The organism is Stutzerimonas kunmingensis (genome assembly GCF_021432085.1).
Classification (GTDB): Bacteria; Pseudomonadota; Gammaproteobacteria; order Pseudomonadales; family Pseudomonadaceae; genus Stutzerimonas.
On record NZ_CP090366.1, the window covers coordinates 604,830 to 625,625 of the forward strand.

Genomic DNA, 20,796 nt, shown 5'->3' on the forward strand with positions numbered 1-20,796 from the left:
TCGGCCTATATCGACCTATGCTCATACCGAAAGGCAGGCGTGCGGCACGAAGGAGTAGGGGTATGCAGCGCAAGGTGTTCGATCGCAAGGTGTTCAACCGCAAGCTGGTGGTGATCACCGGCGGCTGTGCCGGGATCGGCCGCGCGCTGGCGGTGCGCATGGCCCAGGCTGGCGCGCGGCTGGTGATCTTCGATCTGCATCAGGATGCGCTGGATAGCCTGGTGCAGCATCTGGCCGATCACCACAATGCCGATGCGCTGGGGTTGTGCTGTGACGTCAGCGATGCCGAGGCGGTGCAGCGCGCGATTGCGCTGGTGGAGGAGCGTTACGGCGGCATCGACGTGCTGGTCAACAACGCTGGCATCACTCACCGCAGCCCGGTAGCGAATACCAGCCTGGCAGTGTTCGAGCGGGTGATGGCGGTGAATTTCTACGGCGCGCTGCATTGCACTCAGGCCGCGCTGCCCAGTCTGGTCTCCCGCGGCGGGCAGATCATTGTGCTCAGCTCGCTTTCGCAGTATTCGCCGGTGCCCAACCGCGCAGCCTACAACGCCAGCAAGCATGCCCTGCACGGATTGTTCGAGACGCTGCGTTGCGAGCTTCGGGAAACCGACGTCAACGTCATGCTGGTTTGCCCCGGCTACACCGCCACTGATCTGCGCAAGAACGTGCTGGTCGGCGATGGTTCGACAGCGCCGACGCCGGTGCTGGACATTGGTCGGGTCGCTTCGCCGCAGGACGTGGCCGAGGCGATCTATCAGGGCGCGCTGCGCCGGCGCCGCCTGCTGGTGCTGTCCAACCTGGACTGGAAAGCCCAGCTGCTGGCGCGCTGTTTTCCGCGGCTGTACCAGAGCCTGCTGTTACCGCGGCTGCTCGGCGGGCGCGCCTCCTGAGCGCAGCGGGCTAGCTGCCGCTGCCGTAGAGTTGCTGCATCAGCGCCTCGTCCCAGTAGGACGCCTCGATCTTGTGGCCGTCCAGATCGCGTACGAAACAGCCGTAGTAGGGCTCGCCATATTCCGGGCGCGGGCCGGGTGCGCCCTCATCGCTTGCGCCGGCGGCGATCGCCGCGCGATGGAAGGCGTCGACCTCGGCCTGATCCGCGGCGAAAAAGCCGACATGGGTGCCGTTGCCCACCGACGCGCTGCCGCCGTCGATGGGGCGCTGAATCCAGAATTCCGGGTATTCACGGCCCCAGGCGACGGCGCCGGGGTGTTCGAGGATTCGCTTGCAGCCAAGGGTGGCGAGGACCTGGTCGTAGAAGGCAACCGCTTCGTCGAAGCGATTGCTGCCCAGTGAAATGTGCGAAAGGATGCTTGGGTTCTGGTCGGCCATGGCGGGGTCTCCTGATGTGGCCGGAGCAAGCCTAGCAGGCTCTGCGCGCCTCGCCTGAACCTCCGTCGAAAGACCGCTCAGCCGTTGTCCGGCTGGCGTGTCGGCGGCTCGGTGCAGAGCATGAAGCAGCGGAACAGCATGATCGTCGGCAGCAACTGCAGCAGGCCGACCACGGCGTCCAGCAACATCGCCGGCAACAGTGGTGGCGTCTGCTCGGCGAACAGCTGGGCGGCGATCCAGATTTCCAGCATCCAGATCGGCAACAGCACGGTCATCACACAGCCCAGTATCAGCAGAAAATGCCCGCGGGTGAGGGCGAAGCTCTCCTTCAGCGCCGCCAGCGGTGTCAGGCCACGCAAGACCAGCAGGTACTCGGCGAAGGCAATCTTGACCATGACCCAGATGCCGGGCAGCACGAACAGCGAGGCGCCGAGCATGATCAGCAGTGAGCCGAGCCCCGAGAGCACGGCCAGCGCTGGCCACAGCGGCAGGGCCCGGGCGTAGACCGCACGCAGCGCCGGATCGTGGCCACGGCTGCGCGCATCCAGATAAAGGATCAGCGCGCCGACGTACAGCGGATAGAAGATAAGGCCCACCAGCAGGTCCAGGGCGGGCAGGACGTTTTCGCCGAGCCAGTGATCGAGCGCCAGGCGTGTCGTGCTTTCGAGCAGGATCAGCGGCAGGCAGAGCCGGACGATGGTCAGGAAGTGGCGGGAGTAGAAGAACCAGGCGTCACGCAGGATGGCAAGAACGTTCATTGCAGACCGAAGGTGAGTAATCGTTTCGGGGCGCCACTGTAACGGATGCGGCAAGGACGGGACATGTGCGATTTCGCCGTCCATACTGGAGCCCCCTTTCAGATTCGGGCCGCCGCGTGAAGAAGATCGCCCTGTTCGCCGATGTACAGAACCTCTACTACACCGTGCGGCAGGCCCATGGCTGCCACTTCAACTATGCGGCGCTGTGGGCCGATGTCAGCCGTCGCGGCACCATCGTCGAGGCCTATGCCTACGCCATCGAGCGCGGTGACGCACGCCAGCAGCAGTTTCAGCAAATCCTGCGCAACCTCGGTTTCACGGTGAAGCTCAAGCCCTATATCCAGCGCAGCGACGGCTCGGCCAAGGGTGACTGGGATGTGGGCATCACCATCGACGTGCTGGATGCGGCGTCACGGGTCGACGAAGTGGTGCTGGCGTCCGGCGATGGCGATTTCGACCTGCTGCTCGATCGGGTGCGGGCCGGCGGCGCCGAAGCGACCGCCTATGGCGTACCGGGACTTACCGCGCAATCGCTGATCCGTGCGGCGACGCGTTACGTGCCGATCGAGGGTGATTTGTTGTTGCGTGGCTGAACATCCGCCCACTTTGAGGGCGCGAGTCTGCCGATGGGGCGAATCGGAGTGGCCAGTGTAGGGTGGATGACGCTTCATCCATCCACCGCAGCGCCGTAAACGCGGCGTGGCTTCTCGCTACGACTCAAGTGCGTGTGGCGTATACACGGTGGATGGTCACCCGTGGAAAATGCTTCACAGTTTTCCACCCTGCTTTGCTGCGCTGCCGGCTCGGAGGTGATGCGATCGTAGGGTGGATGGCGCTCCACCCATCCACCAAAACGACGTCAGGCTTTGCCGAGTGCCGCAAGCCGCTTGCGTACGGCCGCTTCGATCCCGGCGGCGTCCAGGCCGCACTCAGCGAGCATTTCGCTGGGCTTGGCGTGCTCGACGTAGTAGTCCGGCAGGCCCAGATGCAGCATCGGTTTGAGAATGCTTTCGCCAGTGAGGAACTCGGCTACCGCGCTGCCGGCGCCAGCCATGATGCTGTTCTCTTCGATCGTCACCAGCAGCTCGTGGCTGCCAGCCAGTTCGCGCAGCAGGGCTTCGTCCAGCGGTTTGACGAAACGCATGTCGACCACCGTGGCGTCCAGCGCCTCGCCGACCTGCAGCGCTTCGGGCAGCTGCACACCGAACACCAGTAGCGCCACCTTGCTACCCTCACGGCGTACCACGGCCTTGCCGATTTCCAGCGGTTCCAGCCCCGGCTCGATGGTGGCGTTGGGGCCGCTGCCGCGCGGATAGCGCACCGCGGCCGGGCCCTCGAAGTGGTAGCCGGTGGTGAGCATGCGGCGCATCTCGTTCTCGTCGCTGGGCGTCATCACCAGCATGCCGGGGATGCAGCGCAGGTAGGAGAGGTCGAAGCTGCCGGCATGGGTCGGGCCGTCTTCGCCGACCAGCCCGGCGCGGTCAATGGCGAATAGCACGTCGAGGTTCTGCACCGCGACGTCATGGATCAGCTGATCGTAGGCGCGCTGGAGGAACGTCGAGTAGATCGCCACCACCGGCTTCATACCTTCGCAGGCCATGCCGGCGGCCAAGGTCACCGCGTGCTGCTCGGCGATGGCGACGTCGAAGTAACGCTGCGGGTAACGCTCGCTAAAGGCCACCAGGTCGGAGCCTTCCTTCATCGCCGGCGTGATGCCGGTCAGGCGTGGGTCGGCGGCGGCCATGTCGCACAGCCACTGGCCAAACACATTGGAGTACTTGGGCCCTGAGGGCTTCTTCGGTTTGACCGGGGCGCCGACCGGCTCCAGCTTGCTGATCGCATGCCAGGTGATCGGGTCGGCTTCGGCCGGGGCAAAGCCCTTGCCCTTCTTCGTCACCACATGAAGGAACTGCGGGCCGTCGAGGTCGCGCATGTTGCGCAGGGTGGCGATCAGCGTGGGCAGGTCGTGGCCGTCGATGGGGCCGATGTAGTTCCAGCCCAGTTCCTCGAACAGCGTGCCCGGCACCAGCATGCCCTTGGCATATTCCTCGGTGCGGCGGGCGATTTCCCAGGCACCCGGCAGGCGCGAGAGGATCTTCTTGCTGCCTTCGCGCATGCTCGAGTAGGTGCGGCTGGAGAGAATCTTGGCTAGGTAGTTGGACAGTCCGCCGACGTTGCGCGAGATCGACATGTCGTTGTCGTTGAGCACCACCAGCATGTTGGCGCCGACTTCCGGGGCGTGGTTGAGCGCCTCGAAGGCCATGCCGGCGGTCAGGGCGCCATCTCCGATCACGGCGATGGACTTGCGCTGCTCACCTTTCAGATGGGCGGCGACCGCCATGCCCAGGGCGGCGCTGATCGAGGTGCTGGAGTGACCGACGCCAAAGGTGTCGTACTCGCTCTCCGAGCGGCGCGGGAAGGCGGCCAGGCCGTCCTTCTGACGCAGCGTGGCCATGCGCTCGCGGCGGCCGGTGAGGATCTTGTGCGGATAGGCCTGATGGCCCACATCCCATACCAGCCGGTCATCCGGGGTGTCGTAGACGTAATGCAGGGCGATGGTCAGTTCGATCACGCCGAGGCCGGCGCCGAAGTGCCCGCCAGTGTGGCCGACGCTGTACAACAGCTCCTGGCGCAGTTCGTTGGCAAGCTCTTCGAGTTCCGCCTCGCCCAGTCGGCGCAGCTGTTCGGGGGTCGCCGCTCGGTCAAGAACGGGCGTCGCGGGGCGAACCCGAGGGATCTCGTGAAAAGTCTTGGGCATCAGGCGGATCATTGTTGTTGAAAAAAGAGCGGCAGTTTACCCGATGGGCCCTTCGATAAGAACGGCCCCGGGTCCGGTAGGGGTTTGACTGCTATTTCAGCGAAAGGCTCAGTTGCGTCGTTCGACGATGTAGCGCGCCAGCTCGCGCAGCGGCTCGGCGGCGGTATCGAACGGGCGCAGCGCGTGCAGTGCCTGGTCGCGCAGCTCCAGCGCGTAGGCCTTGGCCGCGTCCATGCCGAGCAGTGCCGGGTAGGTCGGCTTGTCCCGGGCGATGTCGGCGCCCTGGTGCTTGCCCAGGGTCGCGGTGTCGCTTTCGACATCGAGAATGTCGTCCTGCACCTGGAAGGCCAGGCCGATGGCGCGTGCGTACTGGCTCAGCGAGGCGAGGTTGTCGGCGTCGGCATGGCCGCTGGCGAGCGCGCCGAGCTGCACGCTGGCTTCGATCAGCGCGCCGGTCTTGTGCCGATGCATCAGTTCCAGGGCATCGCGATCGAGCTTGAGGCCGACCGAACCGAGGTCGATGGCCTGGCCGCCGACCATCCCGGCCGGCCCGGCGGCGCGGGCCAGTACGGCGAACATGCGCAGGCGCAGCGTGGCGTCCTGCGGGTTGTGCTCGGCCTGGGCCATGGCCTCGAAAGCGAGACTCTGCAGGCCATCGCCGGCGAGGATCGCGCAGGCTTCGTCGAAGGCCTTGTGGGTGGTGGGCTGGCCGCGGCGCAGGTCGTCGTCGTCCATGGCCGGCAGGTCGTCGTGTACCAGGGAATAGGCGTGAATCAGCTCGACGGCACAGGCGGCGCCGTCAGCGTCTGCCTTGTCGCCGTTCAGTGCTTCGCAGGCGGCGTAGACCAGCAGCGGGCGGACGCGCTTGCCGCCGTTCATCACGCTGTAGCGCATGGCCTGATAGAGGCGTTCGAGCTGCGGCAGCGGCGGGACGAACAGGGTTTCGAGGCAGCCGTCGACACGCTGCTGACAGCGTTTCTGGTAGTCGCCGATCATCATGCTTCGGGGTCCGACTCGAAGGGGGCTTCCTGCAGGCTGCCGTCGCGTTCCAGCAGGATCTGCACCTTTTGCTCGGCCTGGCTCAGCGCGGCCTGGCAGTCGCGGGTCAGGCCGATGCCCTGTTCGAAGCAGGTCAGTGAGTCTTCCAGCGACAGCTCGCCGCTCTCCAGGCGTTCCACCAGCTGTTGCAGCTCGGCGAGGGATTGTTCGAAATCGAGGGCAGCTTTCTTGCGGGCCATGGCGGGAACCTGTCGTCGGCGGCGAGTCGGAAACGGGCGCGACATTAGCAAAGAAACGCCCGCGGCAGCCACAAGGTTCGCCCGCGTGATGTGTATCCAGCTGCGTAAGGTGTCGGGATGCTGCCTGAGGTCAGCGAGCGCTAACCATGCTGCTCGCGCAGGCGTCGAGTGCGCTCTGCGAGCGGCAGCTTCGGGCAGCTGTCGCAGAGCTCGCCATCGGCGCGGCGGAAATGCTGGCAGCAGGCCTTGCGCTGCAAGCCGAGACGGGTGCCGCCATCGGTCAGCTGCACCGCCAGCAGGCCGCTGGCGCCCTGCATGCCGCACGCATCCAGCCAGGCATCGGCGCGACGGCAGAGCTGCAGGTTGCCGCAACCATCGGTCCGTTGCGCGTGCAGCAGCGCGGCTATCACGCAATCCGCGGCGAGGCGTTGCGCGAGCTTCGGATGCAGACCGAGCAACGCACCACAGGCCGCGTGGGTCTGCTCGCAGAACTGGCGGATCTGCTGCCCGGCGTGGCGCAGCAGGCGTTGCGCGTCCGCATGCAGCGGTTGATGGGCCGGCAGGCAGAAACCGGCGACGAAGCCCTGCTGCATACCTTGCGCGATGCCCTCCAGTTCGGGTGACTGGCCATCGAGTTGTACGGCCAGCACCTGCAGATAGATGGGCTGCCAGACCAGCAGCGTCCAGCAGCGCGCGGCCCAGTAATGGCGGCCCGCTTCCGGGTGCGCTGCCTGCCAGTGCGCCAGCAAGTCCGCCAGTGGCTGCGGGCGATCCAGCATCAGCTCGTCGGGTCTTGGCGAGCCGACGCGCCCGTCCAGTCCCGGCAGGACGCTGCGCACCCGCAGCAGCAGGTCGTTCAGCGCCTCGTCATCCGCCCATTGGGCTTCAGCGTTCCGGAGCATAGGGCGCGACGGGGTTTTTCAGAGTGCCGGCGAATTTCAGCGCACCGGCCGGATCGGCCAGATCCAGCATCTGCCGGTTGTTGCCCAGTTGCAGACGGTTCAGGCAGGAGCGGGCGAATTCCTCGGCGAACAGGTCGTAGCGGGCGAACTTGTCGCGCAGCTGCGGCTGGTTGGCCTGATAGTCGGCGATGCAGTCGGCGACCTGTTGCCAAAAACGCTGCTCCGGCAGGCCGACTTGCTCATCGAGAATCTGACTGAGGTAGCGGAAGAAGCCGTCGAACACGTCGGTGAAGATAGACAGCACCTTGAGCTCGTCGGGCACCGATACCGCCAGGCGACCCACAGCCTCGGGAATCTGGGCCTCACCATCGAGAATCACCGCTTCCTCACCGATGTCCTTCATCAGCACGCGCACCGGTACATGGTCTTCCAGCACCAGGATCAGGTTCTCGCCATGCGGCATGAACACCAGGTCGTGGGCGTAGAAGCAGTGCAGCAGCGGCCTCAGGTAGGCATTGAGGTAATGGCGCAGCCAGCGGTCGGCGGTCAGCCCCGAGGCACTGATCAGCGTTGCCAGCAGGGCACGTTCTTCGCCGTCGCTGTGCAGCAGCGCGGCCATGGTCATCAGCCGCTGGCGGCGTTGAATGTGGCCATAAGGGCTCTCCCGCCACAGCGCCGAAAGCATCTTGCGATAAGGACTGCTGGCCGGCAGCGCCTGCTCGTAATACGGATTGCGATAGCCGATGGCCGCGACTTCGCGCAGCAGCTGGAAGCCGCAGTCGCGCAGCAGGGGGTCGTTGGCCACGCGCTCGGCAAGGTAGGCGTTGATCGCGGGCGTCGCCTGCATGTAGTACGGCGACAGCCCGCGCATGAAACCCATGTTGAGGATCGACAGGGCGGTCTTTACGTAGCGCCGCTGCGGCTGGCTCTGGTTGAAGAAGGTGCGGATCGACTGCTGCGCGAGGTAGCGGTCATTGCTCAGGCCGAGATGGACGATCTGCCGGTTGGCGATCTCTGCGGCGAAGCCGATGGCGAGGATGTTGTGCCACTGCCAGGGGTGCGCGGGCATCAGCAGGTAGTCGTCGGGGTCAAGCTGCAGCGCTCGCAGCTGGCTATGAAACACGTCGAGCTGACCAGCCAGCTCCTCGCGCAGCAGGGTCGGCTGGTCGAGCCCGTCGATGGCGCTGTAGCTGGCGCGGCTGCGGTGCACGGCAAGCCAGACCAGACGCACCGGGCTCGCCGCTTCCGGCGCATAGGAGCGGTAATCCTGGGCGTCGAAGCCCATCCGCCCGTTGTTGGCGACGAAGCCCGGGTGGCCTTCGCGCATGCCGGTCTCGATCTGCTGGAAGTCCGCCAGGGCCAGCTGGGCAGCGCTCAGCGGGCTGTTGGCGAGCTTGTAGGCGCTGCCGAACAGGGTGCTGCTGATCTCGTCGAGGTAGACCGGCAGGTTGTTTTCCGAGATGCCCAGAGTGTCGGCGAACTCGATGATAAAGCTCAGCGCGTCCAGTGGCTGCGGCTGGCCATCGGTGAATTTTTCGATGGAGTCAGTAACGATGGACCAGTGGTCCAGCGCCAGCCTTCGTGCCTTGAAGCGGTACTCGGTCGAGCTGTCCGGCACTGCGACGCGGTAGTGACTGTCGCCCAGCGGCTCGGGGCTGAACAACTTCTCGTGGCTGAACTCGGCCAGGGCTTTCTTCACCAGCAGGCGATTGGCGCGGGCCCAATGTTCGGCCTGCAGGTGTTCGGTGGCCAGATCGCCGGCGGCGGTTGGCAGTTGCACGAGCTGATTCATTGCGGATTCTCCTGAAGGGTGGCGAGGAACTGCGCGCGGGTGCAGAACGCCAGACAGGCATCCTTTTCCGGTAGCTGCAGCAGGCGCTGGTAGACGAAGCCGACACGCTGATTCAAGGCGTGCACCTTGGCGTTGCGCGCATCCGGCTCGACGACGATGCGCCGCGCGAACGGGTCGGCGAATTGATAGGCGAGAATGCTGCGCATCACTTCCAGGCTGAAGCCGTGCACCGGGCGTTCGCAGGGGGCGAGCAGCAGGTGCATGCCGCGGTCGCCGGGGCGCACCTGGTAGTGGTCGGCGAGTCGGTCATGGGCTGGGTGATAGCCCTCGAACAGGAACGCGGGTTCGCCGTTGCACATACCGAGGGCAATGTCGCGATGGCTGCTGTGCTGGATCTCGTCGACGTAATTGGCCAGCTGCGCCAGGCTCAAATGGCCCATGGCCCAGAAGCGCGCGTAGTCGCGGCGCAGCCAGTCGTGCAGCAGCGGCAGATGTTCGGCCTGCACTGTCTCGAAATGCATGGCGCCGAGCCTGCAGTAGCGAACGAAGCGCGGACCATCCGCGCGGGAAAGAGCGGTATTCATGATTTGGCTCCATAGAGAGACGCGCTGACTGGTGCTGAAACCAGCAGCCAGCGCAGTACGTAGGCGGTGAGAACGAGGCCGAGGGCGGACAGGAAGAACGGCGCGGCGAGGCCGGCATCACGCACCACCAGCCCGGCCAGCCAGGAGGCGGCGAGCACGCCGAGGTTCTGGAAGATGTTGATCAGGCTGTAGTCGCGTCCGTAATGCTCCGGCCGGCTGAGGGCGAACAGTCGCGCATCCAGTGCCACGGTGAGCTGATACAGCGCCCAGCCGAATAGCACGCGCCCGGCCAGTACCAGCGGCATCTGCTCGATGCCCTGCAACGCCAGCCCGGCCGCGCCCAGCAACAGCCAGGCGGTCAGGTGCTGCCCGGCGTGGTAATGCAGGGCCAGGGCGAGCAGCGCCAGCATGCCGGGAATGGCGTAGACCAGGCCGGTGATCCAGCTGGCCTGTGGTCCGCCAAGCTGCTCCCAGTACAGCGTGAAGAACGGCCGCGCCAGGTAGATGCAGAAGTAGAACGCCAGCATCAGCAGGCACAGCCGGGCAATGGCCAGGTGCTCCTCCCGCGGCCGCGGTGGCGTGCCTGCATCGACCCGGGTCGGTTGCGGCGCATGGCGCAACAAGAGCAGGCTGACAGCCATCTGCACGAAGTCCATCAGGCCCATCAGCACAAACATCCGCGCCGGACTGAGGTAATGCAGCACCCCGCCGCCCAGCGTGGCGCCGGCAATCGCCCCCAGATGCACCACCACCGAGAGCAGGCCGATGGTGCGCACCTGCTGGTCGGCGCCCACCAGGCCCATCACGTAGGGATACATCAGCAGGTAGCTGGCCTTGAAGGCGATCATCGTCAGCGACACCGGCCAGAACAGCCATTGCTGCTCGATCGTTGCGCAGGCCAGTGCCAGCAGCCCGGCCATCAGCTGGCCGAAGATCAGCAGCCGCAGCGGATGTGCATGCCTGGACAGGCGTACCCACAGCGGCAGGGCGAGCATCGCCACCAGGCACACCGCGGCAAGGTACAGCCCGACCTGCTCGCTGCGCAGTTCGCCGAAGCGCTCGGCGAAGTACTGCGGGTAGAACGGCATCAGCAGGCTGTCGCCGAGCACGGCCAGCAGCGTCATGCCGATCAGTGCGCGTCGCAGCGTCATCGCGCCGCCACCGCGCCTTGGGGCGTGAGCGGCTGCGGCAGGCTGAACTGCTGGAAGGCGATCTTCGTCTCCACCGCGTAGTGCTCGCGCCCGCAGATCTCGCGCAGGATGCAGGCGTTGCGGTAGCAGCCCATGCCGAGATCCGGCGTCACCAGGCCGTGATCGGCAAGCCCGGCGTTCTGCACGAATACCTCGCCGCCGTTGCGGTCGATGCTGTAGTTGCGCGCCACGGCGAAGCGCTCCGGCGCCTGCCAGACGATGCGTTCGGCGATCGGCTGGATGAAGCGTGGCAGGCGGTACTGATACCCGCTGGCCATCACCAGCGCCTCGCAGCGGTGCCGGTAGCTCTGCTGCAGTTCGTGCTGGAAGAACTCCAGCTCCAGCGTGCCGTCGGCCAGGCGCTGGCAGCGGCGCAGCTCGGCGTTGGTCAGCAGCTGGGTCGGCACCTCGCCCTTGAGGCTCTGGTTGTACAGCTCGTCGTAGATGGCATTGATCAGCGTACCGTTGATGCCCTTGTATAGGCCCTTCTGGCTGTCGATGAGCTTTTCCCGGGTGCTGCGCGGCAGGCTGTGGAAGTAGTCGATGTACTCGGGGCTGGTCATTTCCAGCGTCAGCTTGGTGTATTCCAGCGGGAAGAAGCGCGGCGCGCGGGTGATCCAGTTCAGCTGATAGTCGTGGCGGTCGATTTCCTGCAGCAGGTCGTAGTAGATCTCCGCCGCGCTCTGGCCGCTGCCGACCACGGTGATCGAGCGCTTGCCCTGCAGGCGAGGCTTGTCCTGCAGGTAGTTGCCGCTGTGGCTGACGTGGTCGGCCACGCCTTCACAGCAGCTCGGCAGATAGGGCGTGGTGCCGGTGCCGAGTACCAGGCGGCGGGTGAGGAACTCGAAACCCTCGCCGCTGCGCGCATGCACCCCGCGCACGCGGTAGCAGCGACGCTCGTCGAGGTAGTCGACGTGCTGGACGAAATGCCCGAAGCGCAGGCTGTCGAGCTGCTCCACCACCCACTGGCAGTACTGGTTGTATTCGCGGCGCATCAGGAAGAAGTCTTCCTTGATGTAGAAGGCGTACAGCCGCCCGATCTGCTTGGCGTAGTTGAGAAAGCTGAAACGGCTGGTGGGGTCGGCCAGGGTCACCAGATCGGCCATGAACGGCGTCTGCAGGGTGGCGCTGTCGAGCATCATGCCGGGATGCCAGTTGAAGCCCTCGGCGCGGTCGAGAAACAGGCAGTCGAGTCCGTCGATGGGCTCTGCCAGGCAGGCCAGGCCAAGGTTGAACGGGCCGATGCCGATGCCTATGAAGTCGTAGATCTTGTTCATGAGCGATCTCCTACTGGTTGGCGGTCGTCGAGCAGGCGGGCGCCGTGGTCACGAATCAGCTCGGCGATGGCGCGCAGGTCGTCCAGCGTGGTTTCCGGGTTGAGCAGGGTGAACTTGAGGTACTGCCGGCCCTCGACCACGGTGGCGGCAATGACCGCCGCGCCGGAGCGGAAGATCGCCTTGCGGATCTCGCGGTTGATCTCGTCCAGGCGCTCGTCCGCCACGCCTGCGGCGACGAAGCGGAACACCAGCGTGCTCAGGCGGGGGGCGAAGACCTCGAAGGCCGGGTCGTCGGCGAGCAGGCGATGGGTGTCGGCGGCGCGGTCGATGACTTCCTCGAACATCGCGCCGAGATGCTCGGCACCGAGGATGCGCAGGGTCAGCCAGAGCTTCAGCGCGTCGAAGCGGCGGGTGGTCTGGATGCTCTTGTTGACCAGGTTCGGCGTGCCCTCGCGGGTCTGGCTGCGCGGGTTGAGGTAGTCGGCGTGGTGGGTGATGTAGCTCAGGTGCTGACGCTGGCGAACGAAGAAGCCGCTGCAGCTGACCGGCTGGAAGAACGATTTGTGGTAGTCCACGGTGACCGAGTCGGCGTGCTCGATGCCGGTCAGCCAGCCGCGGTAGCGCGGCGCGACCAGCAGGCCGCCGCCATAGGCCGCATCGACGTGCAACCAGACGCCATAGTGCTGGCACAGCGCGGCGATCTCCGGCAGCGGGTCGATGCTGCCGAAGTCGGTGGTGCCGGCGGTGGCGACCACGGCCATGGGCAGCTCGCCCAGGCGCTGACAGTCCGCCAGCGCCTGGGCCAGCGCCGGCACGCTCATGCATTGGGCACTGTCGGTTTCGATGCTGCGCACGGCGTCGTAGCCCAGCCCCAGCAGCGCGGCGGATTTCTGCACGCTGAAGTGGCTGGCGCGGGAGGCGAAGATGCGCAGTCGGCCCGCGTCCGGCGGTAGCCCGTGCTGGAGGTTGCCGCCGTGGCCGGGCAAGCGGTTGCAGACGTGCTCACGGGCCAGCAGCAGCCCCATCAGATTGGACTGGGTGCCGCCGCTGGTGAAGACGCCGTCGGCCTGACTGCCGAGGCCGATGCGCGCGCAGGTCCAGTCGATCAGGCGTTGTTCGATCAGCGTGCCGCCGGCGCTCTGGTCCCAGGTGTCGAGCGAGGAATTGAGCGATGACACCAGCACTTCGGCGAGCAGCGCCGGCAGCACCACCGGGCAGTTGAGATGGGCGACGTAGCGCGGATGGTGGAAATACACCGCGTCGCGCAGATAGAGCTGATCCAGCTCGCGCAGCGCGGCGCCGGCGTCGCCCAGCGGGCGCTCGAAATCGACGCGTTCGAAGTCGGCGGCCAGCTCCTGCGGAAGGATGCCGCTGAACGGCTGCTGCTGACGCTGCAGGCACTGCTGCACCAGGTTCAGACCCTGCTGCAGGAGCCGGCGGTAGTCCTCATGATTGCTGCGGGTGAACAGCCCGTTGCTGACGGGGCCGGGGGCGAAGGGCACTACGGTACTGGACGGGGTCATGCACATTCCTCGGGCCGAGCGCGGCCGCGACCCGGAACGGGCCGTTTTCGCGGCTTCGGTGGTTTCTTGTCTGGCGGCTGGACCGCACGAAAGCATCTGCGAGGATGCTGGTTAATCGAGAATCACTCTCAATTGCGCAAGGGCACAGGCAAGACGAATCAGCGCGGAAAAACCATTACGGGGTCGAAGAAAAAATTTACGGGCGCTCCAGCCGCTGGCGCGCCTTGGCCAGCTGAGCGATCACGGTGTTCACCGAAATGCCCAGGCGCTCGGCGATCTCCGCCTGGCTGAGCCCTTCCAGCCGCGCCAGTTCGAACACCTGGCGACAGCGTGGCGGCAGGTCGTCGAGCTGGCGCAGGACGCATCGCAGCGCACACTGGTGTTCCACCAGCCCGCAGGGGTCGGCCTGCACGGCCTCGATCAGTTCCAGCGGTGCCTCGTCGCCGGCACCGACAAGCGCGCGATGGCGCAGGGCATCGCGCAAGAGATTGGTGGCGATGCTAAAGAGATAGGCCTTGGGGTTGGCGAGGCTCTGCTCGGGCATGACCTGCGCCAGTTTCAGCCAGGCATCCTGGGCCAGGTCCTCGGCCAGTGCTCGGCAGCCGCCGAGGCGGGTCAGATGGGCTACCAGCCGTTGGCGGTGATGGACATAGCATTGCAGACAGGCATCGGGAATCTTGTTGTTGTTGCGCATGAGTGCGTGCCACCGGGAGGGGGCACGAACCTAACTCAGATGCGAACGCTTCGCAATTGCAGGCTTAATGCTGGCACGCCGTCCGCCGATCAGCCGTCCAGCGGCAGCTGCAGGTTGATCGGTCGGCCGTTCAACTGCAGACGGCACTGCGCTGCCGGCTGCGGTCTCGCATAGTGGAAGCCCTGCAGGCTGGGGCAGCCGTTGAGCCGCAGGAACGCCGCCTGGCGCTCGTTCTCCACCCCTTCGGCCACCACCTGCAGCCCAAGGTGGCTGGCCATGGTGAGGATGCCGCGCACCAGGGCTACCGATTGCTCGCTGTCGGGCAGCCCGCTGACGAATTCACGGTCGATCTTGATGCCATCGAAGCGGAAGCGCTGCAGGTACGTCAGCGAGGCATAGCCGGTGCCGAAGTCATCGAGTAGCAGTGGCAAACCGGCGGCCTTGAGACGGCCGAGGGTCTGCTGCACATGCTCGTCGGCCTCCAGCAGCGCGCTTTCGGTGATCTCCAGCTCCAGCATGGCGGGCGACGCACCCTCTTCGGCGAGGATCGCCAGCAGGCTGCCGGCCAGATCGGCCTGGCGGAAGTCCAGCGGCGAGAGGTTGACCGCGATGCGCAATGCGTGCCCCATGGCGTGCCAGCGACAAGCCTGCCGGCAGGCTTCGCGAAACACCCAGCGGGTCGCCTCGATGATCATGCCGCTCTCTTCCAGCACCGGGATGAACACCCCGGGCGGCACCAGGCCTCGCTCCGGCGAGTTCCAGCGCAGCAGGGCCTCCATGACTTCCGGTTCACCCTGGGCGTTGACCTGCGGCTGGTAGTGGAGCACGAACTCGTCGTGATCCAGTGCACGGCGTAGCGCCTGCTCCAGTTCATGGCGTTGCGCGGCGGCTTCGCTTAGGGGTTCGTTGTAGAAGACCGTGTAGTTGCGCCCCGCGTCCTTGGCCGAATACAGCGCCAGGTCCACCTGCCTGAGCAGGTCGCTGGCACTGTGCCGGCCGTCGCTGATGGCAACGCCGATGCTCGGGCTGACGTAGCACTCGTACTGGCCGATGCGCACCGGCGGCTGGAAGCCTTCGATGATGCACTGGGCCAGCTGCTCGGCGCGGGCGTGGTCGCTGCCGTCGAGCAGCAGCATGAATTCGTCGCCGCCGCTGCGCGACAGCAGCGCATGCTCGGGCATCAGCCGGCCCAGGCGGTCGCCGATCTGTACCAGCAGCTTGTCGCCGATCTCGTGGCCGAGGCTGTCGTTGATGCGCTTGAAGTGGTCCAGGTCGAGGTAGAGCAGCGTCAGCGGCAGGCGCGCCGCGAGCAACTGTTCGAGGCGCTGCACCAGGTAGTTGCGATTGGCCAGCTGCGTCAGCGGATCGAAGTGGGCGAGAAAACGCAGGCGCTGTTCGGCGCGCAGGCGGTCGCTGATGTCGCGCAGTAGCACGAGGAAATGGCGAACACCGTAGCGCTGGAATGGCGTGCAGCTGATCTCCAGCGGCACCTCCCGATCATGACGGCGACCGGTCAGCTCCAACGGCGTGTTCGCCGGGGTGCTCAGCAGGCGGGTGGTGGCGTCGCTTTCCAGCAGGCGATCACTCGGCAGGTTGCCCAGCAGCTCCGCCGGGGTACAGCCGAACAGCGCTGCCGCCGCAGGGTTGGCCTGCAGCACGCGCATCTCTCGGTCGGCCACCAGCATGCCGATCGGCGCGGTGTCCACCAGGTCGCGGAAAAGCTGCTCGCTTTCGCGGAGCGCCAGTTGGCGCTCGTGCAGCTGGTTCATCATCCGATTGAGGGTTCTGGCCAGCCGGGCGATCTCGTCGCGGCCGCCGACCGACAGGTTCTGCGGTTGCTGATCGATGGCGAACTGGCGTGCGGCCTGGTCGATGCGGGCCAGGCGGCGTGTCAGCAGGCGACCGTAGAGGCGGTTGAGGATCAAGCCGAGCAGCAGCAACAGGGTCAGCGTCTGCGCCAGGTAGAACCAGGCCTCGCGCTTGGTCTGCGCCAGCATCGGCGCGAAGTCGTACGCCACCAGCAGCGCTTCGCGCAGCGGCGTGCCGTCCTGGGCGACGCGGTCCAGCGGGTAGATCGCCAGCTGCCTGGAGCCTTTGCCGAACCAGCCCGCGCGGCCGCCGTTCACCTGCTTGGCGAGCTCACCGGCATCGATCAGCGTCAGGCGCTCGGGGGAAAGACCCAGCTGGGTCGTGGCGATCACCTGTAGCCTGCGGTCGATCACCATCGCCCAGCGCACGCCTTCCAGGCTGGCCAGATCGGCAAGCTCGGTCTCCAGCTCGGCGTTGCGGCCGAGGCGGCGATGATCGCTCAGGCTGCTCTGCAGCAGGGCAAGATGCTGCGAGGTGTGGTTGCGCCAGTCGGCGAGGTTTTCCTCGATACGGGTCGGCAGGTGCCAGGCGGTCAGCATGACCGTGAACAGCAGACCGAAGATGCCCAGCAGCAGGGGCATTGATCGACGCAGCGACAAACTTGTCAGCATTTTCGACCCTCGCAGCGAGCGATCAGATTGACCGGGTTCGAACCGTTGAGCAGCCGGCGTTCGCGCAGATACTGGCTGAGCTGGCCGATGCTCTGCTGCAACTGGCCTTCGTCGAACCATTGAAGGTTGACGGCGCGATCACCCATCAACAAGCCGTCGAGGGTGACCTGCAGTGCCATCGGCGTCAGGCCCAGGCGCGCATGCAGGCGCGGATCGGTTTCGCCCCGATTGTCCTGCCAGGTGCGCAGCGCATCGAACCAGAGGGCTCGGAGGCGCCGACGCTGCTCGCGGGTGACGCGTTGCCGGTCGACCACCAGGACGTCGACGATCTCGCCCGGCAGCCGGCGGCTGTCGAAGATGCGCCGGGCGCCCTTGCTTTCCAGCGCCGGGCCCTCCGAAGCGAAGGTGATGACAGCGTCGACATCGCCGGCGGCGAAGGCGGCGGCCTGCTCATGCACTGGCAGGCTGACCACCTGCAGATCGTCGATCCGCAGCCCGGCCTGATCCAGCACGCGGGACAGGAAGTAGGCGCCCAGCGCAGTGTTTTCGACGCCGATGCGCTGGCCGGCCAGGTCCTTGAGGTTGGTCAGCGGCGCGCGGGCGAACAGCGCATCGGCGCCAGCTGAGACGTTGGTGACCAGAATGATCTCCAGGTCGAGCTCCGCCGCGCTGTCCTGCAGCAGCAGCGTTTCGTCGAGGGTGAGCATGGCGGCGTCCAGCATGCCGTTGCGAAAGCCGCGCAGCACACCTGTGGTGTTCGGGTATTCCACCAGACGGATGCCACTGGGGGCAGTCCAGCCCAGATCGTCCGCCAGATAGATCGGCGCATAGCCAAGCCAGCGGTTGCTGCCGATACGGATCGAATCCGATTCGGGCTGGCAGCCGAGCAAGGCGACAAACAACAGCAAGAGGATTGAGCCCCGAACCATGCGATCACTCCGTGATACCTGAATGCCACCATAGCGAAACTGTACGGTCACGGGAATCCCTGCTAAAGCAGTGGGTATTCCCACCGAGTGCAGTAGAGAACTTGCCGTTGACGCGATGAGCTGGGTCCGCAATGCCTGCTGCGCGGACGTGGCAGCTGAGCTGCGACAACGTGTCCGGCGGGCGCAAGCGCGCGTCTGGTAGCTTCCAGAACAAGAACTTCGCGTAGGACGCGACGGAGCGGAAGCTTGAAACGCAAGGCAGGACTACTGGCGGCACTCATATTGACCCTGACGCTGGTGCCAATGTGGGTCTTCGTTCTCAATGAGATAAAGCACGAGCGCGTCCTCGCCACGGACGCCGCGCGCAACGACGCGATGAACCTGGCCACCGCCTTTGAGGCGCACGTACGCAGCACCATCCGGCTTATGGACATCATCCTACTGGACATGCGTGAGGATGTGCTGGAGCACCCCGACCTTCGCAGTCATGTGAATGAGGAACTGGGTGCCTACGGGCGTTTCATCACGCAGCTCGCGGTGATCGGTAAAGACGGCAAGCTGACCTTCTCCAACCTGGGGCCGACGCCGAAGGCAGTGGACCTCAGTGATCGCGAGCATTTCCGCGTGCACCGCGACAATCCGCAGGCGGACCGTCTATTTATCAGCAAGCCGGTCCTGGGCCGGGTGTCGAAGCAGTGGACCATCCAGTTCACCAGGCCTATCCATAAAGATGGTCAGTTTGCCGGCGTGCTGGTGCTCTCGGTTCCCACCAGCTTCTTTGCCGACTATTACCAGCAAATAAACGTGGGTAAGGACGGCACTATCGCGCTCGTTGGAACCGACCGTAGCCTGCGGGCCATAGCCTCAGGCACCTCAATCCCCTGCCGTTATGGTCACTTCAAGGTGCCGGAAGACCGCCCCTACTTCGATCCGAAAGCACCTGTTTACGGGTTTTACGAAGGCGTCAGTTCCATCAATGGTGAGTATCGTCTGGGCGCCTACCGGCGGCTCGCCGATGATGGGGTCGTGGTCGTGGTGCTGTTGTCGCCGAAGGATTTCATGGCTGCGTTCGATGAGCGCCGGGAGCTGCTGATTGCCTCCGCTGGCATCATCTCGCTGCTGCTGGCGGCGGTCGCGCTGCTGATATTCGTCCTGAGCAACCGCTATTTCCAGAGCACGGAAAAGCTGCGTCAGGCTCACGATCAACTGGCGCAGCTGGCCAATACCGATGTGCTGACGGGGGTGAGCAGCCGTCGATCGTTCCTGGCCGGCCTGGAAGCCGAGCTTGCCCGGGCTCGCCGCCACGATGAAAGCCTGAGTCTGCTGATGCTCGACATCGACCACTTCAAACGCGTCAACGATGTGCACGGCCATCCGATCGGCGACGCGGTACTCAAGCAGTTCACGGCGACATGCGCCAGCATGCTGCGCGCGCACGATCTGTTCGGCCGTCTCGGTGGAGAGGAGTTTGCAATTGCACTGCCGCATACAGATCTCGACGGCGCACGCAGTGTGGCCGAGAAGATCCGCATGGCCATCGAGCAGGCGCCATTGACGACCGCGGCGGGCAACATCGAGATCACGGTTAGCATCGGCGTGGCCCAGACGCAGGCCGGGCAGCATGGGATCGATCAGTTGATCGCGTGGGCGGACAAGGCGCTCTATGACGCCAAGCACGGAGGTCGAAACCAGGTTCGCGTCGGCCGCCCGGAGGACGAAGCGGAAGGCTGAATCGCGGGCAATAAAAAAGCCGGCTTGTGGCCGGCTTTTCTTCAGTGCTTCGACTTACTTCTGGTAAGCCTCGGCAGCTTTGATGATGGCGGCGCGGGCGGCGTCGGCGCCTTCCCAGCCTTCGACCTTGACCCACTTGCCCTTCTCGAGATCCTTGTAGTTCTCGAAGAAGTGCTTGATCTGCTCGATCAGCAGCGGCGGCAGATCGGTGTATTCCTTCACGTCCACGTACAGCTGGGTCAGCTTGTCGTGCGGAACGGCGATCAGCTTGGCGTCGCCGCCGGCTTCGTCGGTCATGTTCAGTACGCCGACCGGACGGCAGCGGATGACCGAACCCGGGGCAACCGGATAGGGGGTCACGACCAGCACGTCGAGGGGGTCGCCGTCATCGGCCAGGGTGTGCGGAATGAAACCGTAGTTGGCCGGGTAGAACATCGGGGTGGCCATGAAGCGGTCGACGAACAGGCAGTCGGTGTCGTGATCGATTTCGTACTTGATCGGCGCGTGGTTGGCCGGGATCTCGATGGCGACGTAGATGTCGTTCGGCAGGTCTTTGCCAGCCGGGACTTTGCTGTAGCTCATGAACGATGGGCTCCTGATCGGCCAGCGCGGCCTGGGGGGCGGAAAAAGTGGGCGCGATTATAGGCGCAATGTCGCGTGCAATGCACGCCGGCTTCGACGCGCCCGGCCTACGCAGGTTCCCGGTAATCGGGATGTTCGGCCTGCAGGCGTTGCAAGCGCGCCAGCGGGTCCTGCCGATAGAAGTCCGCCAGCTGCGCGTAGACCTCGGGAAAGGCCCGATGCAGCACGTCGGGCGCGCTGAAGAAATACTCGCTGGTAACGGCAAAGAACTCTGCCGGGTTCTCGGCGGCGTAGGGGTCGATCGGTGTCTCGGCATCCGGGTCGGCGTCGAGTATGCGGTCGAGCTGGTCGTAGGCGCGCTGCATGGCGCTGGCCCAGGCGTCGATGCGCATCTGCCGGTGCAGCGGCGGCAGGCCGTTGGCGTCGCCGTTGAGCATGTCCAGCTTGTGCGCCAGCTCGTGGATCACCAGGTTGTAGGCCTCCCAGCCGCCACTCTGCTGCACGCCAGGCCAGGCCAGGATCACCGGGCCCTGCAACCAGGCTTCGCCGCTGTGCTCGGCGTCCCATTCATGCTCGACGCCGGCGGCGTCGCGGTGCTTCTGCGGGCTGAGGAAGTCGTCGGGGTAGATCACGATCGTGAAAGCCACGATACCAGCCGAGATCGGCCAGGTGCAGCAGCGGCAATTGCGCCTGCAGCGCCAGGCGCAGGCGGTCCTGGGGTTGCAGTTCGACGCCGGCCAGCGGCGTCAGGCGCTTGTCGTGCAGAAACAGCACGGCGCGCTCACGCAGGCGGCTCAACTCGTCCCCGCTCAGGCCATCGAGTATCGGCAGGCTGTCGAGCACCTGCTGCCACAGCTCAGGCGCGACCGGGTTGCGGGCAAGGATGCGTTTGCGCTGCCAGGCGCGGAAGGACCACATGGGCGGAGGCTCCAGCGAAGTGGGCGCCCACATTAAGCGTGGCTGCGGGATGCGACAAGCAGTGAAGTGCCGTCGGTCGGTGCGTCACGGGACTGTCAAGCGGGGCGG

18 protein-coding genes and 1 pseudogene are annotated in these 20,796 nt (G+C 65.5%); 3 read left to right on the forward strand and 16 right to left on the reverse strand.

Annotated features, from left to right (window positions below; genetic code table 11):
• Nucleotides 1–62: 62 nt before the first annotated feature.
• Nucleotides 63–893 carry an SDR family oxidoreductase gene (locus LW136_RS02795; RefSeq protein WP_234174613.1) on the forward strand — a complete coding sequence of 277 codons (831 nt, stop codon included), beginning with the start codon at nt 63–65 and terminating at the stop codon, nt 891–893.
• 10 nt (nt 894–903) lie between these two features.
• On the opposite strand, the gene LW136_RS02800 is transcribed toward LW136_RS02795, so the two are convergent.
• Together LW136_RS02800 and LW136_RS02805 are read right to left on the reverse strand one after the other, a co-directional pair.
• On the reverse strand, nt 904–1,332 hold the full coding sequence (locus tag LW136_RS02800; RefSeq protein ID WP_041015933.1) for a VOC family protein: 429 nt from the start codon (nt 1,330–1,332) through the stop codon (nt 904–906).
• A 77-nt stretch (nt 1,333–1,409) separates the two neighbouring features.
• The gene (locus LW136_RS02805) at nt 1,410–2,090 is read right to left on the reverse strand and encodes a YciC family protein (RefSeq protein ID WP_234174614.1); all 681 of its coding nucleotides are present in this window, start codon (nt 2,088–2,090) and stop codon (nt 1,410–1,412) included.
• A 116-nt stretch (nt 2,091–2,206) separates the two neighbouring features.
• Here LW136_RS02805 and LW136_RS02810 point away from each other — a divergent pair, with 116 nt between their 5' ends.
• Nucleotides 2,207–2,683, forward strand: coding sequence for a LabA-like NYN domain-containing protein (locus tag LW136_RS02810; protein ID WP_234174615.1), 477 nt, complete (start codon nt 2,207–2,209; stop codon nt 2,681–2,683).
• A gap of 266 nt (nt 2,684–2,949) precedes the next feature.
• On the opposite strand, the gene dxs is transcribed toward LW136_RS02810, so the two are convergent.
• From dxs to LW136_RS02870, 12 genes are all read right to left on the reverse strand, one after another.
• Nucleotides 2,950–4,848 carry a 1-deoxy-D-xylulose-5-phosphate synthase gene (gene dxs / locus LW136_RS02815; protein WP_234174616.1) on the reverse strand — a complete coding sequence of 633 codons (1,899 nt, stop codon included), beginning with the start codon at nt 4,846–4,848 and terminating at the stop codon, nt 2,950–2,952.
• Nucleotides 4,849–4,956: 108 nt separating this feature from the next.
• Nucleotides 4,957–5,844, reverse strand: coding sequence for a polyprenyl synthetase family protein (locus LW136_RS02820; RefSeq protein WP_234175233.1), 888 nt, complete (start codon nt 5,842–5,844; stop codon nt 4,957–4,959).
• Nucleotides 5,844–6,086 carry an exodeoxyribonuclease VII small subunit gene (locus LW136_RS02825; RefSeq protein WP_003283056.1) on the reverse strand — a complete coding sequence of 81 codons (243 nt, stop codon included), beginning with the start codon at nt 6,084–6,086 and terminating at the stop codon, nt 5,844–5,846. The genes LW136_RS02820 and LW136_RS02825 overlap by 1 nt, the downstream gene beginning before the upstream one ends.
• A gap of 140 nt (nt 6,087–6,226) precedes the next feature.
• Nucleotides 6,227–6,988 (reverse strand): siderophore ferric iron reductase, encoded by a 762-nt coding sequence (locus tag LW136_RS02830; RefSeq protein WP_125859949.1) that lies wholly within the window; start codon nt 6,986–6,988, stop codon nt 6,227–6,229.
• Entirely contained in the window at nt 6,972–8,780 is a 1,809-nt protein-coding gene (locus LW136_RS02835) for an IucA/IucC family protein (protein ID WP_234174617.1), read from the reverse strand. Before LW136_RS02835 ends, LW136_RS02830 begins: the two co-directional genes overlap by 17 nt.
• Nucleotides 8,777–9,364 carry a GNAT family N-acetyltransferase gene (locus tag LW136_RS02840; RefSeq protein ID WP_125859945.1) on the reverse strand — a complete coding sequence of 196 codons (588 nt, stop codon included), beginning with the start codon at nt 9,362–9,364 and terminating at the stop codon, nt 8,777–8,779. The genes LW136_RS02835 and LW136_RS02840 overlap by 4 nt, the downstream gene beginning before the upstream one ends.
• The gene (locus tag LW136_RS02845; protein WP_234174618.1) at nt 9,361–10,515 is read right to left on the reverse strand and encodes an MFS transporter; all 1,155 of its coding nucleotides are present in this window, start codon (nt 10,513–10,515) and stop codon (nt 9,361–9,363) included. The genes LW136_RS02840 and LW136_RS02845 overlap by 4 nt, the downstream gene beginning before the upstream one ends.
• Nucleotides 10,512–11,831 (reverse strand): lysine N(6)-hydroxylase/L-ornithine N(5)-oxygenase family protein, encoded by a 1,320-nt coding sequence (locus LW136_RS02850; RefSeq protein WP_102838719.1) that lies wholly within the window; start codon nt 11,829–11,831, stop codon nt 10,512–10,514. The genes LW136_RS02845 and LW136_RS02850 overlap by 4 nt, the downstream gene beginning before the upstream one ends.
• A complete protein-coding gene (locus tag LW136_RS02855) occupies nt 11,828–13,354 on the reverse strand; it encodes a pyridoxal phosphate-dependent decarboxylase family protein (protein ID WP_234174619.1) in 1,527 nt (508 codons plus the stop codon). Before LW136_RS02855 ends, LW136_RS02850 begins: the two co-directional genes overlap by 4 nt.
• 196 nt (nt 13,355–13,550) lie before the next feature.
• Nucleotides 13,551–14,048 (reverse strand): RNA polymerase sigma factor, encoded by a 498-nt coding sequence (locus LW136_RS02860; RefSeq protein WP_095461275.1) that lies wholly within the window; start codon nt 14,046–14,048, stop codon nt 13,551–13,553.
• An 89-nt stretch (nt 14,049–14,137) separates the two neighbouring features.
• On the reverse strand, nt 14,138–16,528 hold the full coding sequence (locus LW136_RS02865) for an EAL domain-containing protein (RefSeq protein WP_234174620.1): 2,391 nt from the start codon (nt 16,526–16,528) through the stop codon (nt 14,138–14,140).
• Nucleotides 16,522–17,457, reverse strand: coding sequence for an ABC transporter substrate-binding protein (locus LW136_RS02870; RefSeq protein ID WP_234174621.1), 936 nt, complete (start codon nt 17,455–17,457; stop codon nt 16,522–16,524). Before LW136_RS02870 ends, LW136_RS02865 begins: the two co-directional genes overlap by 7 nt.
• Nucleotides 17,458–17,703: 246 nt before the next feature.
• On the opposite strand from LW136_RS02870, the gene LW136_RS02875 reads away from it, so the two are divergent.
• Nucleotides 17,704–19,188, forward strand: coding sequence for a sensor domain-containing diguanylate cyclase (locus tag LW136_RS02875; RefSeq protein ID WP_234174622.1), 1,485 nt, complete (start codon nt 17,704–17,706; stop codon nt 19,186–19,188).
• Between the two features lie 54 nt (nt 19,189–19,242).
• Here LW136_RS02875 and ppa read toward each other — a convergent pair whose 3' ends face one another.
• On the reverse strand, nt 19,243–19,770 hold the full coding sequence (gene ppa, locus LW136_RS02880) for an inorganic diphosphatase (RefSeq protein WP_014819027.1): 528 nt from the start codon (nt 19,768–19,770) through the stop codon (nt 19,243–19,245).
• Nucleotides 19,771–19,877: 107 nt separating this feature from the next.
• Nucleotides 19,878–20,688, reverse strand: a pseudogene (locus LW136_RS02885) (M90 family metallopeptidase).
• Between the last annotated feature and the right edge of the window lie 108 nt (nt 20,689–20,796).